The organism is Haloarcula amylolytica, assembly GCF_049705545.1.
Classification (GTDB): Archaea; Halobacteriota; Halobacteria; order Halobacteriales; family Haloarculaceae; genus Haloarcula; species Haloarcula amylolytica_B.
This window is the reverse complement of sequence record NZ_JBNAMU010000001.1, coordinates 1,928,755-1,944,292: the sequence shown is the minus strand read 5'-3', so window position 1 is coordinate 1,944,292 and position 15,538 is coordinate 1,928,755. Positions and strand designations below refer to the sequence as shown.

13 protein-coding genes are annotated in these 15,538 nt (G+C 65.8%); 4 read left to right on the top strand and 9 right to left on the bottom strand.

What is annotated here, in order from left to right:
• Positions 1-3: 3 nt before the first annotated feature.
• The 3 genes from ACOZ4H_RS10155 to ACOZ4H_RS10145 all read right to left on the bottom strand — a co-directional run bounded on the left by ACOZ4H_RS10155 (position 4) and on the right by ACOZ4H_RS10145 (position 3,969).
• A complete protein-coding gene (locus ACOZ4H_RS10155) occupies positions 4-1,791 on the bottom strand; it encodes an ArnT family glycosyltransferase (protein WP_424329167.1) in 1,788 nt (595 codons plus the stop codon).
• Between the two features lie 42 nt (positions 1,792-1,833).
• Positions 1,834-2,520 carry a glycosyltransferase gene (locus ACOZ4H_RS10150; protein ID WP_424329166.1) on the bottom strand — a complete coding sequence of 229 codons (687 nt, stop codon included), beginning with the start codon at positions 2,518-2,520 and terminating at the stop codon, positions 1,834-1,836.
• Positions 2,521-2,619: 99 nt separating this feature from the next.
• Positions 2,620-3,969, bottom strand: a complete 1,350-nt coding sequence (locus ACOZ4H_RS10145; protein WP_424329165.1) for an MFS transporter — start codon at positions 3,967-3,969, stop codon at positions 2,620-2,622.
• Positions 3,970-4,043: 74 nt separating this feature from the next.
• On the opposite strand from ACOZ4H_RS10145, the gene ACOZ4H_RS10140 reads away from it, so the two are divergent.
• Complete coding sequence (locus ACOZ4H_RS10140) at positions 4,044-4,271, top strand: ribbon-helix-helix domain-containing protein (RefSeq protein WP_004518043.1); 228 nt, start codon at positions 4,044-4,046, stop codon at positions 4,269-4,271.
• On the opposite strand, the gene ACOZ4H_RS10135 is transcribed toward ACOZ4H_RS10140, so the two are convergent.
• Together ACOZ4H_RS10135 and ACOZ4H_RS10130 are read right to left on the bottom strand one after the other, a co-directional pair.
• Entirely contained in the window at positions 4,268-4,603 is a 336-nt protein-coding gene (locus tag ACOZ4H_RS10135) for a hypothetical protein (protein ID WP_424329164.1), read from the bottom strand. The two genes, ACOZ4H_RS10140 and ACOZ4H_RS10135, sit on opposite strands and share 4 nt — an antisense overlap.
• Before the next feature lie 40 nt (positions 4,604-4,643).
• Positions 4,644-5,189 carry a hypothetical protein gene (locus ACOZ4H_RS10130; protein WP_424329163.1) on the bottom strand — a complete coding sequence of 182 codons (546 nt, stop codon included), beginning with the start codon at positions 5,187-5,189 and terminating at the stop codon, positions 4,644-4,646.
• A gap of 160 nt (positions 5,190-5,349) precedes the next feature.
• On the opposite strand from ACOZ4H_RS10130, the gene ACOZ4H_RS10125 reads away from it, so the two are divergent.
• Together ACOZ4H_RS10125 and ACOZ4H_RS10120 are read left to right on the top strand one after the other, a co-directional pair.
• Positions 5,350-5,745: a DUF2237 family protein gene (locus ACOZ4H_RS10125; protein ID WP_424329162.1), complete on the top strand. Its 396-nt coding sequence runs from the start codon at positions 5,350-5,352 to the stop codon at positions 5,743-5,745.
• A 69-nt stretch (positions 5,746-5,814) separates the two neighbouring features.
• Positions 5,815-8,502 (top strand): AAA domain-containing protein, encoded by a 2,688-nt coding sequence (locus ACOZ4H_RS10120; protein WP_424329161.1) that lies wholly within the window; start codon positions 5,815-5,817, stop codon positions 8,500-8,502.
• Here the strand turns inward: ACOZ4H_RS10120 and ACOZ4H_RS10115 are convergent, their stop codons facing one another.
• Positions 8,503-10,188, bottom strand: a complete 1,686-nt coding sequence (locus ACOZ4H_RS10115) for a PH domain-containing protein (protein WP_424329160.1) — start codon at positions 10,186-10,188, stop codon at positions 8,503-8,505. It lies immediately after the preceding gene.
• Positions 10,185-10,646 carry a PH domain-containing protein gene (locus ACOZ4H_RS10110; protein WP_424329159.1) on the bottom strand — a complete coding sequence of 154 codons (462 nt, stop codon included), beginning with the start codon at positions 10,644-10,646 and terminating at the stop codon, positions 10,185-10,187. Before ACOZ4H_RS10110 ends, ACOZ4H_RS10115 begins: the two co-directional genes overlap by 4 nt.
• Before the next feature lie 149 nt (positions 10,647-10,795).
• Here ACOZ4H_RS10110 and ACOZ4H_RS10105 point away from each other — a divergent pair, with 149 nt between their 5' ends.
• Entirely contained in the window at positions 10,796-11,860 is a 1,065-nt protein-coding gene (locus ACOZ4H_RS10105; RefSeq protein WP_424329158.1) for a hypothetical protein, read from the top strand.
• A gap of 133 nt (positions 11,861-11,993) precedes the next feature.
• Here ACOZ4H_RS10105 and ACOZ4H_RS10100 read toward each other — a convergent pair whose 3' ends face one another.
• Positions 11,994-12,635, bottom strand: a complete 642-nt coding sequence (locus tag ACOZ4H_RS10100) for a beta-class carbonic anhydrase (protein WP_424329157.1) — start codon at positions 12,633-12,635, stop codon at positions 11,994-11,996.
• A gap of 95 nt (positions 12,636-12,730) precedes the next feature.
• Positions 12,731-15,481, bottom strand: a complete 2,751-nt coding sequence (locus tag ACOZ4H_RS10095; protein WP_424329156.1) for an ATP-dependent helicase — start codon at positions 15,479-15,481, stop codon at positions 12,731-12,733.
• Positions 15,482-15,538 lie beyond the last annotated feature (57 nt).

Here is a 15,538-nt window from a genome sequence, read left to right as displayed (position 1 = left end):
CAATCAGAACGGCGGATGCCGGCTCGGGTCGCACTCGCCGTCACGTTCCAGAATGAGGGTGTACTGGTTCGCCGCGAGTTCCTGCTCGTCGGCGAACTGGTCCGTGTGCGGGACGACGCCGAGTCGGAGCAGGTCGGTAAAGGAGCCGGGGGTCGGTCGCTGTGGTACGAAGTTCGGCGGCCGCGCCCCGAACTCGGCGGCTATCCTGTAGTTGTACTCCTCGTTCAGGAGGGTCCGGAGGTAGGTCGCCTGTGCGTCGCCGTTCCGGTAGTAGGTGTCCTCCTTGAGATACAGCAGGTCCCGATACCCGATTTGGATGTATCGCGGGCACGCCATCGCCTCTTCTGCCTCCGAATCCTGTCCGGCGACGTGGCGGGCGGTCAGCGAGTGCGGGACGGCAGTGTCCTGGACGTGGACGCGATACGTCTCAACCACGTCGCCCTCGTCGCTGTTGTCTTCGAGCCACGCCGTCGCCTCGTCCCGGGGCATCGACGCGAACTGGGCCGTCCCGACGCCGGCGTAGACCGCCGTCGTCACCAGCAGAACGGCCAACACCGGGCGAGCGAGACTGGTCGAGCGCTCGCGGAGCTGCACCAGTCGTCCCCCGACGAGCAAGGCGATGAGCGGGAAGGTCGGTAGGAGGTGGTGTACGCGGAAGTCGTGCCACTGGGAGAACATCGCTATGTAGGCCGTCAGGCCCGTCAGGACGAGAACGGTGCCGTGGAAAGCGGAACCGCGGTCGCGCAACGTGGCGACGGTCGCCACGACGCTTGCTGCGGCCGCGGCAAACAGCGGCAGTCCCAGCGCGCTGAAGTAGCCCCGGAGGAACCACCACCACATCGGGGCGTCGGGGCCCGTCGGGTGGCTCATCCGCGAGGTCGAGCCGCCGAACACCCGCTCGACGAACGGTTCGGCCCCCGCCACGAGCGCGGTCGGGAACCCGAGTACGATCATGACGAACCCGAGCAGTGCGCCACTCAACAGGAGCTTCGGCCGGTACAGCGTCTCCGTCAGCGGCGCGTCGGCGGCGTGGGCACGCAGCAGGAAGGCGACACCGATAAGCAGGACGACCGGCGCGGCCGTCAGTTTGAACGCAATCGCGACGCCGCCGGCGGCGCTCGCTGCCAGAAACAGCGTTCCGTCGTCGGTCTGGACGTACCTGACTAGCAGGTACAGCGCGAGGAGGACGAACACCAGCGCCGGCATATCTTCGCCGGCTTCCTTCGAGATGGTGAGGAAGCCGAAAGTCAGCGAGAGCACGACAGCCGACAGCCGGCCGGCGTTGCGTCCCTCGATTGCGACGCCGAGACGGTACGTGAGGTAGACGGCACAGATTGCGGCGACGACGTTGGTTAGCCGGATAGAGACCAGACTCCAGGTCCAGATCCATTCGGGCGTGGCTGCCCAGGCCTCGTAGTGGCCGAACTCCCAGCCGGGGAAGGCAATCGCGGTGAACGCGCCCAGGTCGCCGGTGATAGCGGCGACGAGCACGACGGGGAGGATGGCCAGCGCATAGAGGTACAGCGTCGCGCCGAAGGGGGCCCGCCCCCACTCGACGCCGGCCTTGAGTCCCTCGAAACTCGGTTCTTCCAAGATCGACCCGTAGACGACCATCGCGTCGAGCAAGCGGCTGTACTCGTCACGGGTCGCGAAGTTCGGAATGCGGTGCCAGAACCAGAACCCGACCATAACAGTCGACAGCAGAAGCACGTAGCGGAGATAGGGGTCGTCCCGGAGGTCCGACCGTACCTGTTCGACAGCACGTCGGGACAGTGACCGCCAGCTACTCATCGTGTCACTGCTCCGGGGTGTGCCGTAAAAAGGCTGCCCTTCTCAGAAGTAGTCGGCATCGAACTCCCGGCGGAGGATGTAGTGGTTCGCGTATCCGCGGACGTACTTCGCGAACAGCGAGAGATATCCCTCGTCGGCCTCGCGGCGGGCCGACGTAGCGACGCAGGAGTCGGCGTCGTAGACGATTCGCCCGTGGTCTTTCATCCGCAGGGAGAGTTCGGTGTCCTCCATGAACGGGATGTCCTCGTCGAAGCCGCCCGCAGCCTCGAAGGCGTCGGCCCGGAAGCTACAGTTGAAGCCCGGTTGCTGGACGAAGCCCAGCGGCCAGGACACCCGATACCAGTAGTCCGACAGCAGTTTGAACAGCACGCGGTGTTTGAGGCTGTCTTCAAGCGGACGCGCGGGGCCGCCGACCCCCACCACCTCGGCGTCGGTGTAGTGCCTGAGATGCAGGCGGACCCAGTCGGCGGGGACGACCGTATCGGCGTCGGTGAACAGCAGAATCGGCGCTGTCGCGGCCGCCGCCCCGCGGTTTCTGGCGATTCCCGCCCCACCCTCGTCGCACCGAACGACAGTGTCGACAAAGGACGTGTCACGGGCCACCTGCTCTGTGCCGTCGTCGCCGCCGACCACGACGACTAGTTCGACGGGCTGTGACTCGAAGGGAGCCAGACAACGGGCCAGCGACTCCGCCTCGTTGTAGGCCGGGACGATAACTGCGGCGTCCATCTGAGAGGCAGGTACATCGTACAGACAGAAATAGCAAGCGATGCGGCGGTTCCGGAAGAGGCTATCTGGCGGGACGACCCCGGAAGGGAAAACACGCGGTCACGACCGCCGGGCGAGGGCACTCCCCGCAAGGACGGCGACGAGTGCGATGCCGGCGAGTGTCCCGAACAGCGCCGTCGCGTTCGCAAAGGCCAGAATCGACCCCGCGAGACCACCGCCGAGCGCGCCGACGCCGAACACGCCCAGATACGTGAAGCCGTACGACAGGCCCCGTGTTCCGGCGGGCGTGTACTCCGCGACTGCGGCCTGATACATCGGCTGGACGATGAAGAGGGTGACCCCTAGCAGCGCACCAAGCACCGCTAACGGACCGAAGCCCATGGCTGACACCGGAACGAACAGCACCGCAAGGACGGCAAGCATCAGGAACGAGCCGGCGATGCCGTACTCGACGGGGATTCGGTCGCTTAGTTTCCCGCCGGCGTACTGACCGAAAACGCCGATGAGCAACAGTCCGGCGTAGAAGTAGTCCTGTGGCTTGAGCGTCTGGCCCGTCCCGGCCTCGATACCCAGCGCGGAGAGCACGCTGGGAGGCAATAGCGTCTCTATCGGGATGGGCTCGAAGCCCGGCAGGTCCCGCAGCAGTTCCGGGAGGAAGGTGAGGACGCCGCGGTAGTACAGCCCCGAGCACATGACGACGGCGAACACAAGCAGGAAGCTCCCTGTCAGCAAGTGCTTGCTCTCCGTGAGAAATTCCCCGAGCGAGTCGATACCGCTGCTGGCTTTCGACCCGCCGTCAGTCGCGGCCGTCACCGCCGCCGTCTCGTCGAAACTCGCCCGCGAGGCGTAGACGGCGGCGAGCAACGCGGGGATGCCCAGGACGAGCGCGACCGTCCGCCACTCGGCGACGAGCAGGAGAACCGCGGCGACAAGTGGGCCGAGTCCGATACCGAGGTTGCCGGCGACGCCGTGGTAGGCCAGCCCGGTCCCGCGCTGTTCGACGCCTTTGCTGATGAGCGAGAGCCCGGCCGGGTGGTAGACGCTGGCCGAGAGTCCCCAGAGGACGAGCGCCAGCGCGATGACGACCATACTCGGGGCCAGTCCCAGCAGGATGTACGAGCCACCCATGCCGAGCAGACAGCCCGTGATGAGGCGACGGGAGCCGATACGGTCGACGACAATACCGCCCGGGAGCGCACCGGCCCCGAACAGGCCGTAGCCCAGCGTTACGATGACGCCGACGGTCGCCGTCGTCACGTCGAACTGGGCGACACCGAGGTTGATGAGGTCGAACTCGGTGAGCCAGATGACGACGAAGATCGGGACCGCCATCTCGTAGGTGTGGACCAGTCCGTGTGCGAGCATGACCAGCGCGGTGATCGCTCGGTCGTTCGCGTTCACATTCTGGTTCGTGTTGGCCGCCGGCAAGTGTGTGACGGTTCCGTGCATCCACGCGTGCGCCTTTTTACCCACTCCCAAAACCAGGGGTGGGTTTTTATGTCCGAACGGTATAGGCGGCAAGTGTGAGCAAGATCAAGGTGTCACTTCCGGACCAGGTCGACTCGGACATCCAGCGACTCGTCGAACAGGGCGAGTTCCTCAACCGTGACCAGGCCGTGGAAGACCTCCTGAAACGAGGGATTTCGGCCTACAACACCACGACGGAAGAGACCGAGACGCTCGACGAAGAGATCTTCGACCAGACGGCCTCCGAACAGCAGGACCCGGCAATGCAGGACGATTTCCTCTAATCGCGGTTCCGCGAGAGTCTGCCGTCGTCCTCGGACGCCCGCTGTCCGGAGCCGTCGTTTTCCTGCCGGCGCTGTCTCGTTCGCGCGCCGGGTTTCGGACCCCTGTCGAACGACTCGTACGGTGTTTCTGCGACGCTCTCCGGGATGATATACCACGCGAGGACGCCGCCGACAGCGGTTCCACCGACAACGATACCGAGCATCGTCAGCAGTCCGGCACCGCCGTACAACGTCACCAGCCCCATCGAGACGCCGACGAGGAGCGCGAAGCCGGCTTGCATGTATCTGAGGAAGCGTTTCCGGTCGGCGTCCGTCATCGAGGGGCCAACCATCAGCGACCCCCGTTACAGGCGGCGCGTGTCCGTGCGGCCATCAGTAGAAGCCCCGCTCTACGTCTTCCTCGATGACGTCCTCGAACTCCGCGTCGAGTAGTTCCTCCGCCTCCTCGAACGTCTCGGTGAGTTCGGTCATTTGGTCGGGCCGGTCGTGGTGGTCGAACTCCATCGGGCCGTAGGCGGGGGAGTCCATCGCGTCCATCATGTCCTCCAGCAACGCCTGCGGCGACGTGGGTGCGTCCGCATGGGTTTCGAGCACCGTTTCGAGGTTCTTGGCCTTCTCCTTGGCGTCGTCCTTGTCCTCCGGCCCCTGCTGGACGCCGAAGATACCGGACCCGTCATTCGGGAACAGTGGGTCGATGTCCTCGTCGATTCGGCGGGCCACCTGTGACCCGACGCCCTGTACCTCGAAGGGGTTCTTCGCGTAGGTCTTGAGCTGGTAGACGCCGGCGTCGGGGTGACCGAAGTAGATGTCCTCGCCGATTCCGTTCGCGCGGTCGCCCCCGACGGCACGCCAGTCCCCCGGATTGGCATTGCTCTCCATCACGTCTTCGAGAATGTCCTGCCAGTCACGAACGCGCATTGTCAGTTTCCCGTTCGGCCTGGGTCAGAATGAACCCATCGGTCCCGGTTGCCACAGTTGCCGAGCGGTCGCCACCGAGAACGATGGCAACCAGCGGCGTGGCAGCCAGGGACAACCCCGTAGGCGAACGGCTTTACTCTCCGGAACAGCCAGACGTGGTATGGAAAGTGAACGCAATGTCCTCGGCGGGGAGCTAGCCCCCTGTTCGATGGACCCAGTGACGGGGTTCATGCGCGACGGCTACTGCTACCCGCTCCAGCGCGACCCGGGTCGGCACGAAATCTGTGCCGTGATGACGGCGGAGTTTCTGGAGTACAGCAAGGCCCAGGGCAACGACCTCGTGACGCCGCGGCCGGAACTGAACTTTCCCGGGCTGGACCCCGGTAACCACTGGTGCGTCTGCGTCCCGCGCTGGATAGAGGCCCACGAGGCCGGGCGTGCACCGCCGGTGAACCTCGAAGCGACGAGCGAGGACGTGCTCGAAGACGTTGCGCTGGAGACGCTGAAAGAGTACGCTGCCGATGGTAACTCCGATGCAGACGCGACCACCGAATGACCCGCGGCGCGAACGACTTTTGAGGGTCCGCCCCCTCGCTTGGGCCGTGCAACAGGGGAGGGCCAGCCAGTGAGCGCGGACCGCGTTCGCGGCGTCGTCGTCGACATCGAGGAGCCGAAGACGGTGAACACCCAGTACGGGGAGAGCGACCTCTGTGAGGTGACCATCCGGCCTGAACGCGGAGCCGGCGAACCGACGACGGTGACGCTCTGGGGGAAGTGGACAGAGAACGCCGCGGTCATCGAGACAGGGATGGAGATCGCCGTCTACAACCCCGACGAGCGGGAGTACCAGGGCGAGCAGCAGTACTCCGTCGGCGGCGACGCCACGCTCGTCGTCCAGCCGGATTTCCTCGTCGATGTGACCGACATCCGGGCGTGGGTGCAGTGCCCGCGGATGTACTACCTCCGGAAACTCGACGGCGCGGAGCACGCCTACCCGCTGGTGAAAGGGACCGTTGTCCACGAGGTGTTCGGCGATCTGCTTCGGGGACGGGACCTCGACACCGCTATCGAAGAACAGGTCGACGCCGCCGGCCTCGACATCGGACTGCTCGGCCGGGAGGCCGACGAAGTGGCCGGGGACGTGCGTGACCACGCGTCGGCCATCCAGGGGTGGCTCCAGCAGGGGACGCTTACAGAAACCGATGAATGGCGCTCCGAGATGACCCTCATCTCCGAGCGGTTCGGGATGAAAGGGCGGGCCGACGCCGTCCGGCGGGGGATGCCCGTCGAACTCAAGACCGGCAAGAACACCAAGCGGGAGCCGCGGTTTCAGGACAAGATTCAGGCGACAGCGTACGCGCTGATGCTGGGCGAACGCGCTGCCGGCGCGGGCAGCGCCGTCGACGCCGCGCCGGACACAGGCACGCTTCTCTACACGAAAAACGCCGCCGTCGACCGCAACGAGGAGAGCGGCGACCTCTCGCCGGCCAAGGAGTTCTCCATCGGGAGCGGCCTGCTGAACTACGTCGTCCGGACCCGCAACGCGATTGCGGCGATGGAGTACGACTCGGGCGTGCCGACGGGCTACGAGGCCAACGCCAAGTGCGAGTACTGCTTCGAGCAGGACACCTGTATGGCCGTCTCCGGCCGCCTCGATCAGGAATCCAAGGCCGGCACGGTCGGCCGAGCGGTCCCGGAGGAGGAACTGGAGTACTTCGAGGAGTTCTACACGGCAGTCGAGGCCGAGCGCCGGGCCGTCCACCGGGAGTATGCCAAGCTCTGGGAGCAAACGCCGGAAGAGCGGGCCGAGAACGACCGGGCGCTCATCGACCTGGAACCGACCGGTCGCCGGGAACTCGACGGCGGCCGCTGGGAACTCCGGGCAACCGGGACCGGGGCCGTCTCGAAGATTCGTGAAGGCAATCTCGTGCTCGCCAGCGACGGCGACCCGGTGACCGGCAACGCCGAACTGGCCCGCGTGGAACGTCTCGGCGAAGAAATCGTCGTCACGGCCGACGAGCCACTGGACCTCCGCCGGCTGGACGTGTACCCCTCCGAACTGACGACCGACCGGCTCCAGAACGCGCTCCACGACGCCGTGCTCCTCCAGTCGCCCGAGCAGAAGGACGTGCTGTTCGGGCGGCGCGAGCCTGAGTTCAACGCTGTCGAGGAGACGTTCATCGACAACAACGACGCGCAGAACGAGGCCGTCCAGCTAGCAGTCGGCGCGGAGGACTTCGCGCTCGTCCACGGCCCGCCTGGCACGGGCAAAACGTACACGCTGGCGCGGATGGTTCGGGCCCTCGTTGCTCGCGGTGACCGAGTGCTGCTCTCGGCGTTCACCAACCGCGCCGTCGACAATCTGCTGGAAGCACTGGAGGACCAGGGCTACACCGATATCGTCCGCGTGGGGACGGAGAGCGGCGTCCGCGATGACATGCAGAAGTACCGCCTGGAGACCAGCGGCGACCCCGGTGAGTGCGCGAGTCGGCTCCAGGGCGCGCAGGTCGTCGCGGCGACGACGGCCACCTGCGGCGGGAGCACGCTCCAGACCCAGGAGTTCGACGTTGCGGTCGTCGACGAGGCCGGCCAACTGACCGAGCCGGGGACGCTCGCGGCGACGACGCTCGCCGACCGATTCGTGCTCGTCGGCGACCACCAGCAGCTCCCGCCAGTGGTCCAGTCCGAGGACGAGACGCTGTCGACTTCGCTGTTCGAGCGGCTCATCGACGCCCACCCGGACGCGGGCGTGATGCTGGACCGACAGTACCGGATGGCCCAGCATATTCAGGCCTTCGCTTCGCGGGAGTTTTACGACGGGCAGTTGCGGCCGGCGACCGGCGAGGTGGCCGCCCAGCGGCTCGACGACCTCGACGGTGTTTCGACGGCGAGCTTGCCCGAAGGACTCCGGGATCGCGTGGCGTTCGTCGACCCCGACGGAAGCCAGGTCGGCAACACCAACCCGGCTGAGGCCGACCGCATCGCCGAAATCGTCGCGTCGTACCGATCCGCAGGAGTTCCGGCCAACGATATCGGTGTCATCGCTCCGTACCGCGCCCAAGTCGCGGAGATTTCCAAGCGCCTGCCGGACGTGACCGTCGACACGGTCGACCGGTTCCAGGGGTCGAGCAAGGAGGTTATCGTCATCTCCTTCGTCGCCACTGGGACGCTCGACAGTCCCATCTTCGAGGATTACCGGCGTATCAACGTCGCACTCACGCGAGCGAAGAAGGCGCTCGTCCTCGTCGGCGACGGCGACGCGCTGTCGACTGACGAGGTGTACGGTCGGATGGTCGAGTGGGCGCGGGGCTGACTACGCGTCCGCGTCGCTGGCCCTGTCGCCCGTACGCAGCCCTGCGACGTGTGCGGTGAGCCGCTCCCGCAGCGTGTCTCTGAGTTCTGTTGCGGTGCCTTCGTCGATGTCGTACACCCGAGCGACGCCGCCGAGCAGACTGGAGGAACTCGCCGTGTCAGCCCCTACGGTCGCCAGGTCGCGGCGTCGCTGGAACGGCGACCGCGTGACGAATACCGTCTGAAGTCGGTAGTACGGGACGATTCGCGTTGTCCGCCGCCAGAACCCGCTCCGGGTCGCCAGCACGGACTCGTCCAGGTCGAACCCGCGGTGTCGCCAGCGGAGGTGGGCCGCCGGCGCAACTGTGAGAAAGAGGAGGGCGGCGACCCACCAGTAGCCCGTCGCAAGCACCAGCGAGTCGACGGCGTAGGCGACTGCGGTGAGTCCGGCCGCCGCTAGCGAAAAGCGCGCGAGATAGCGCCGACGGGCGCGCTTCGGCGGACGGTCGAAGTCGAGGTCGCCGAACGGCTCGATGTCACGGGCCAGTTCGTATACCTCCTCGCGGGGTGCGAGAGGGACGGCGACGCCCTGACTGGACTGCTGGTTCCCGCCGCTGTAGCCGGCCGTCTCGACGGCCAGCGTCGCGTAGCCGAACTGCCGCATCAGGACGTTCTCGCGGATGGTGACCGTCTGGACCTTCTCCAGCGGGATGTTGCCGCTGTAGCGGCGCAACAGCCCCCGCTCGTACCTGAGGTCGCCGTCGGCCTGCGTGAGCTGGAAGCCGTAGTATTCGACGACTGTCAGCGCCACGCTGACGACCAGTGCGAGCAGGAAGAACTGGACGACGGAGAGTACGGCAAAGACGGCGAGCCGCGTGGTTTCCGGTGAGCTGGCCAGCCATCGAACCACCGGCCCGCTCAGCGATGCGCCGGCAAGGGTTGCATTGAACCGCAGGACCGCCCAGACGACGTCCATCCCCAGCGGGAGCGACGCCAGCGTCAGGACCGGCGCGGCCGGCCGAACGGAAACGAGCGCGTACGTCAGGAGTTCGCGCTGGTCGAACGCGAACAGCAGCGACCCGTCCGGCTGGTCGCGTTCCTCCGTGACCGAAGCCGAAACCGGTTCTCCGAGGTCATTCGCCGTCTGTGCGTCGCCGGTGTGTGTCGATGTGGGACCGGTCACGCCGGGAAGGTCGGCATGGGCCGAGCGGCCGGCTGTCGCAGTCTCAGACACCGCGTCGGAGGTGGCTGCCGCCGTCTCGGCTGCCTCGTCCCGGTCGTGGGTCCGCACGTAGTTCCGCAGGCGTTTGACTTCGGCCTCGTCGACCGCGTCCAGCGTGGCCTCCGTCGCGCTGCCACCGGCCGTCTCGAATCGGACGATAGCGAGCCCGAGCAAGCGGTTGAGGATGTTCTGCTCCACGTCGAGGTTCTGGACGCGACCCAGCGGAATCTGGCGGGACTGTCTGGCGAAGACGCCGGACTCGACAGTGAGCGTGTCGCCATCGAGCTCGTACTGAAAGCGGAGATAGCGCGCCAGCGCGTAGCCGCTGAAAACGACCGCGCCAAGGACCGCGAGCGCTGGCACCGCGAACCACGGGAGCGCGAACATCCCGCTCCCGAGCGAGCCGCCGAAGAAGCCGAAGAAGCCACCCTGCAGGGTCGCTCTGGCGATCCGCACGACGGCGCTCCGCGGGTGGAGCCGGTTCATACCGCGTCCGTGGCCTCGCTCTCGTTCGCGAGGTCACGGAGCTGCTCGCGCAGTTCGGTAGCTCGTTCGGGCCGCAGTCCGGGAATCGTGATGTCCGCGCCGCGGGTCCCGGCAGTGTAGACGACGACGCTCGCCAGCCCGATGGCGCGCTCTACCGGGCCGCGCGTGGTGTCGACGTGCTGGACACGGACGTAGGGGACCGACGTGTCGGTCCGGGTCACGACACCGCGGAGGAGAAAGAGTGCGTCGTCCTGCAGGTCAAAACGCCAGATCCGGTGGGCGGCGATGGCGTGGACAACACCCAGAACCACGAGCACGACCCAGCCGCCGACGACTACCGTCTGTGGCAGTGAGACCGCGAACCGGTCGACGAGATACGCGATGACGCCGAGCACCGACGCCTGGATGACTGTCGACAGAATCCACAGCAATCTCACCCGCGGGTGGAGCGACTCCATGTCATATTTGAGGGGCTGGTCGCGGATTAACGGTTTGGCTCAGGGGCGAAATTGGAAGAGTTTCGACCGTGACACTGGGTGGAGTGAGGCCGGAATCGCCCGAAACTTCGAAAAATCTCCTTGTATAGCCCCGACGCCGGACAAAGCGTATGTCACGAAGCCGACGGACGTTTCTGACGACGCTCGCTGCTGCAGGTGTAACCCTTCCGCTCGCCGGCTGTGCCGGGAGCGACGACGGCGGCGAAAACACCGATGCGATGACCGAATCGATGACAGCGGAGGACGCGATGACCGAGGGCGACGGCGAGTCGATGGGGGAGGAAACCGACGCGATGGACGAGGAGATGACCGAGTCGATGGACGCCGATATGAGTCCGACCGACCCCAGCGAGGCGCCGCGGGCCAGCATTGACCGGTTCAGCGACAGCGCCGGAATGTTACACCGGCGCAGCCAGAACGACGCGCTGCCCGGCCCGGACGAGCCCATCGATTTCGACGCGCAGTTCCGCACGCAGGGGTACGGACCAGACGGGGACGTCATTGAGTACTACGACTTTGACGTGCAGTCGACCCAGCCAGCGCCCATCTACGCCCTCTTCTACGAGAACGGCGACCCCGTCGAGGACCAGCTAAACGTGGTCGACGTGGTCCCTGGCGACGAGGGGTACAACGACTTCTGGCAGGTCCATAACGTGACCGTGCCCGACGAGTACGAGGCAAACACGGTGACCAGCGTCCAGGGGATTCAGGACGCCGGCTTCGACATCTCGCCGACGGACACGATCAAAAACTGCCCGATCGTCCCCGACGGGTCAACGGCGTCGATGCGTCACAGCGCGGATGAAAGTCCCGCGTCGCTCGTTGAGGGCTGGTACGAGGGCGAAGTCGTCTCGTACTTCCTGTTCGAGGAAGCCAGCCTCTCGCTGAATGACGGCTCCGTTCCGCTGTCCCCGATTTACGTGAGCTTCAATACAAACCCTGGCGAGGATGGTGGTGGCCCCGCTTCCGGATTCATGTCCGAGGAAGGCAACGACCAGACACACAACGTCACGGCAACGGTGCCCGGCGACGACGCCTACTCGCCGCTGTGGTCGGTGAACGTCTACGACAACGCCGACTTCGATAGCGTTTCGGACCTCGAATCCGCCCAGAACGCTAACATCCTGGCCGCCGGCGCGGCGATGGTGAACTGCCCGGTCGTCTCCGAGCAGTAGGCGGACACGCACGGCACAGCAGAACCCGCCGCCACAACCGCAAATGTCCCGGCGAGGCATCGCTCCGAACACTGGTCTGTCGCGATACCGCTCCGTCCCAGTCGATGGTCGCCCAGTGACGACCGCAACAGCCCTACACGCGCTCGTTGACCTGCTCGGCGACCCGCTCGCCGGGCCGCCGGAGGTGGCCGCTCTCGACTTCGTAGACGTATCCGGTCACGGTTACGTCATCGGGAATCAGCTCGTGGTTTTCGAGGTACTCGACCTGTGCCGCACAGGCCGCGTCGATGTCGTCGGTCATCCGGACCCACTCCGCGATGGACGCATCACCGATGGTTAGCTCCGGCAGTGCGGGGTCCAGATCGACATCGTCGAGGTCGCCGTCGACCGCGGCCTCGAACCCCTCGACGACGTCCTCGTCGGACGCGCTCATCATCCCACAGTCGGTGTGGTTGACGACGATTATTTCGGTCGTGTCGAAGTACTGTGTCGTCAGCGCGGCCGAGCGAATGACGTCGTCTGTCACTTTGCCGCCGGCGTTCCGGAATATCTGTGCGTCGCCGAGTGAGAGACCGAGCGCGTCTTCGACGGGGATGCGCTCGTCCATGCAGGCGACGACGAGCAGTTGCTTGTCGGTCGGGATTCCCTTGCGCCGTCGCCGCGCCCAGTCGTCCCTCGCGTCGACGCCGTCGTCGACCGATTCGTGGACGTGGCCAGCCGCCGGTTCTTCGTGTTCATTCGCGTTGTCGTCACTCCCATGTGTGTGATGTGGCATTGCAGAACACGCCTTTGGGTCCCGTGGCCTTTACTGTTCGCTCAAGGGCAATACAGCGGATCAAAAGCGGGCAGTTCGAACACCCCCGGTCCGGCTCAATCGTCGGTGGCAACGGCGCTGTCTTCGGCGTCTCCATCCTCAATCTCGCTCAGGACTCGCTGGTGGAAATCCTGTAAGACGGCCGACTCGTCCTCGGCGAGCACCACGTCGCTGGCCATCAGCGTCGCGAGGCCAAAAGCGCGCGGTGACGGCGAATCGACGCGGGTCCGGACCACGTCAACGTCGCCGTCCTGAATCGCACGCAGGACAGTCTCGATACCGTCGACGTTGAGCTTGTCCTCCAGAATCTCGCGGTAGGTCTCCTCGACGACGGCGAAGTCCCCGAGGTCCTCGGCGAACCCCAGCAGCATCTCCGAGGAGACCTGCTGTTCGCTCGCGGACTTCTCGTAGCCCTTGTAGCGTTTGAGTATCATCAGCGACCGCGTGGCGTTGATGCGGAAATACCGCTGGAGCAGGTCCGTCCCGTCGAGGCTGGCCCGCAGGTCCTCGCGGGCCGTCTCCGGGTCCAGATCGTCGACGATTCGGGCGATGTCGACTTTGCGGTTCAGCGGCATCGAGAGCGTGAAGCCGTTGTCGGCGACGGCAACCTGGACGTTCGCGCTGGCTGCCTGGGCGATGTGGTATGCCAGCAGCCGCGAGAAACCGTCGTTGAACCGTCGGCCGTAGTTCGAGTGGACGTGGTAGTGCCGCTCGTACTCGTCGTGGTCCAGCGTCTCCTCGATGACGAGGCGGTCGGTCGTGGCGACGCTGTCCGGGCCGGCGTAGGCCACCTGCTCGCGGAACATCCGCGCGATGGCCCGCACGCTGTTCTCGTCGATAGGGAACTCCCGGAGCCAGTTGCGGACTTCCGACATGCCGCCGTCTGCCAGCCGGTCCAGCAACTGGCCCTGAAAGTCCAGTATCTCGCGGCCGAGGTCGTAGGAGAGGGGGAGCCGCTCGGAGAACCACGACGGGACCGTCGGGCGGGCGGCGGTCCGGTCGACGTACACCTTCGACCCGCGGCGGTAGCGGTACTCGAAGTTGTCCCCGCCCAGCACGAACACGTCGCCTTTCTCCAGCGTGTCCAGATACGACTCGTCCAGTTGGCCGACCCAGCTATCGTCGCTCCGTGTCACGACGTCACACGTGAAAGAGTCCGGAATCGTCCCGATGTTGGTCATGTAGATGACCCGCGCGAGCCGCCCGCGCTTGCCGATGAGGTGCTCACCCACGTCGTACTCCTCGTAGTGGTGCTCGCCGTCAGGCGCGTCGTTCGTGTCCCGCCAGATCTTGGCGTAGACGTTCTTGTCCTCCATCCCCGGGTAGTCGGCGGTCATGTACCGCATCAGTTGTTCCCAGTCCGCGTCGTCGTAGCTCCGGTACGGGTAGGCCCGCCGGAGGACGCTCTTGAACGTCGCCTCGGGACGGACGTCGTTGATAGCCATGCCGTAGACGTGCTGCGTGGCCACGTCCTGTGCGTTCTCAGGGATGAACACGCGGTCGACGAAGCCCCGCTCGGCCTTTTCGAGCATCACCGCACACTCGACCAGTTCGTCGCGGTCCAGCGCGATGACGCGGCCCTCCACTGTTTCGCCCAACTGGTGGCCCGCGCGGCCGATGCGCTGAAGCAACGCGGCGACGGACTTGGGTGACCCGACCTGCACGACGAGGTCGATGTGGGGCATGTCGATGCCCAGTTCCAGGCTCGTCGAGGTCGTCACCACGTCCAGCGTCCCGGCTTTCAGCGATTCCTCGATGTCCCGGCGCTTCTCCTTCGAGAGCGAGCCGTGGTGGCAGCCGGAGTTGGACTCGTCGTAGTCGTCGAACTTCTCGCGGAGATTGTGCAGGACCCGTTCGGCCCCCGAGCGGGTGTTCGTAAACACGAGCGTGTTGGTGTGGGACTGGACGTGCTCGTGGAGCTGGGTGTAGAACCGCTCGGTGACGATGTCCCGCGGCGTGTTGATGAGGTCGTCGGCCGGACAGGACAGCTCCATGTCGAAATCGCGGGCGAACCGCGTGTCCACGATCTCGTAGTCCCGGGGGTCGCCGCCGGGTTCTGCGCGGCCGACCAGGAACTCCGCGACGGTGTCCAGCGGCTCGACGGTGGCCGAACAACCGATTCGCGTGGGCGATTCCTCGACCATCTCCTCTAGCCGCTCCAGCGACACGGAGAGGTGGGTCCCGCGCTTGTTCTCGGCGAGGCTGTGAATCTCGTCGACGATGACGTACTCGATGGTTTCGAGCTTCTTCTTGAACTTCGGGGAGTTCAGCAGGATGGCGAGGGTTTCCGGCGTCGTATTGAGGATGTGGGGCGTCGTTTCGAGCATCGCCTGGCGCTCGCTGTCGCTGGTGTCCCCGTGTCGGATGGCGTGCCGGATTTGGACGTCCTCGCCGCGCTCGTCGAGTTTCGCCGTGATGCCGTCCAGCGGCTGCTCGAGGTTCCGGTGGATGTCGTTGGCCAGCGACTTCAGCGGCGAGACGTACAGGCAGTAGACGGAGTTCTCTAGGTCGTCCTCGCGGGCCTTCCCGAACAGTTCGTTGATGATGCCGGTAAAGGAGGCCAGCGTCTTGCCGCTCCCCGTCGGCGCACAGATGAGGGCGTTCTCACGCTCGTGGATAAGCGGGATGGCCTCCTTCTGTGGCGGCGTGAAGAAGCCGCCGTTGCCGGGGACGAACTCACCGAACTGCTCGACCCACCACTCCTGGACGACGGGCGCGAGGCGGGAAAGCACCTCGGCGTCGTCGATGTCGACCGCCTCCGGGTCGAAAGCCGGGTCCGTCGCTGCGAGACGCTCGCGTCCTCCCATTGTCGGCTCTTACCGACCAGTAGGACCGCCGCGGCAAGTGGGTTCCGCCCTATCGAC

Coding starts and splice junctions, on each gene's coding strand:
- ACOZ4H_RS10135 (WP_424329164.1), bottom strand. CDS start 4,603: ATGGTTGGCCCCTCGATGACGGACGCCGACCGGAAACGCTTCCTCAGA.
- ACOZ4H_RS10110 (WP_424329159.1), bottom strand. CDS start 10,646: ATGGAGTCGCTCCACCCGCGGGTGAGATTGCTGTGGATTCTGTCGACA.
- ACOZ4H_RS10130 (WP_424329163.1), bottom strand. CDS start 5,189: ATGCGCGTTCGTGACTGGCAGGACATTCTCGAAGACGTGATGGAGAGC.
- ACOZ4H_RS10125 (WP_424329162.1), top strand. CDS start 5,350: ATGGAAAGTGAACGCAATGTCCTCGGCGGGGAGCTAGCCCCCTGTTCG.
- ACOZ4H_RS10100 (WP_424329157.1), bottom strand. CDS start 12,635: ATGCCACATCACACACATGGGAGTGACGACAACGCGAATGAACACGAA.
- ACOZ4H_RS10095 (WP_424329156.1), bottom strand. CDS start 15,481: ATGGGAGGACGCGAGCGTCTCGCAGCGACGGACCCGGCTTTCGACCCG.
- ACOZ4H_RS10105 (WP_424329158.1), top strand. CDS start 10,796: ATGTCACGAAGCCGACGGACGTTTCTGACGACGCTCGCTGCTGCAGGT.
- ACOZ4H_RS10155 (WP_424329167.1), bottom strand. CDS start 1,791: ATGAGTAGCTGGCGGTCACTGTCCCGACGTGCTGTCGAACAGGTACGG.
- ACOZ4H_RS10115 (WP_424329160.1), bottom strand. CDS start 10,188: ATGAACCGGCTCCACCCGCGGAGCGCCGTCGTGCGGATCGCCAGAGCG.
- ACOZ4H_RS10150 (WP_424329166.1), bottom strand. CDS start 2,520: ATGGACGCCGCAGTTATCGTCCCGGCCTACAACGAGGCGGAGTCGCTG.
- ACOZ4H_RS10145 (WP_424329165.1), bottom strand. CDS start 3,969: ATGCACGGAACCGTCACACACTTGCCGGCGGCCAACACGAACCAGAAT.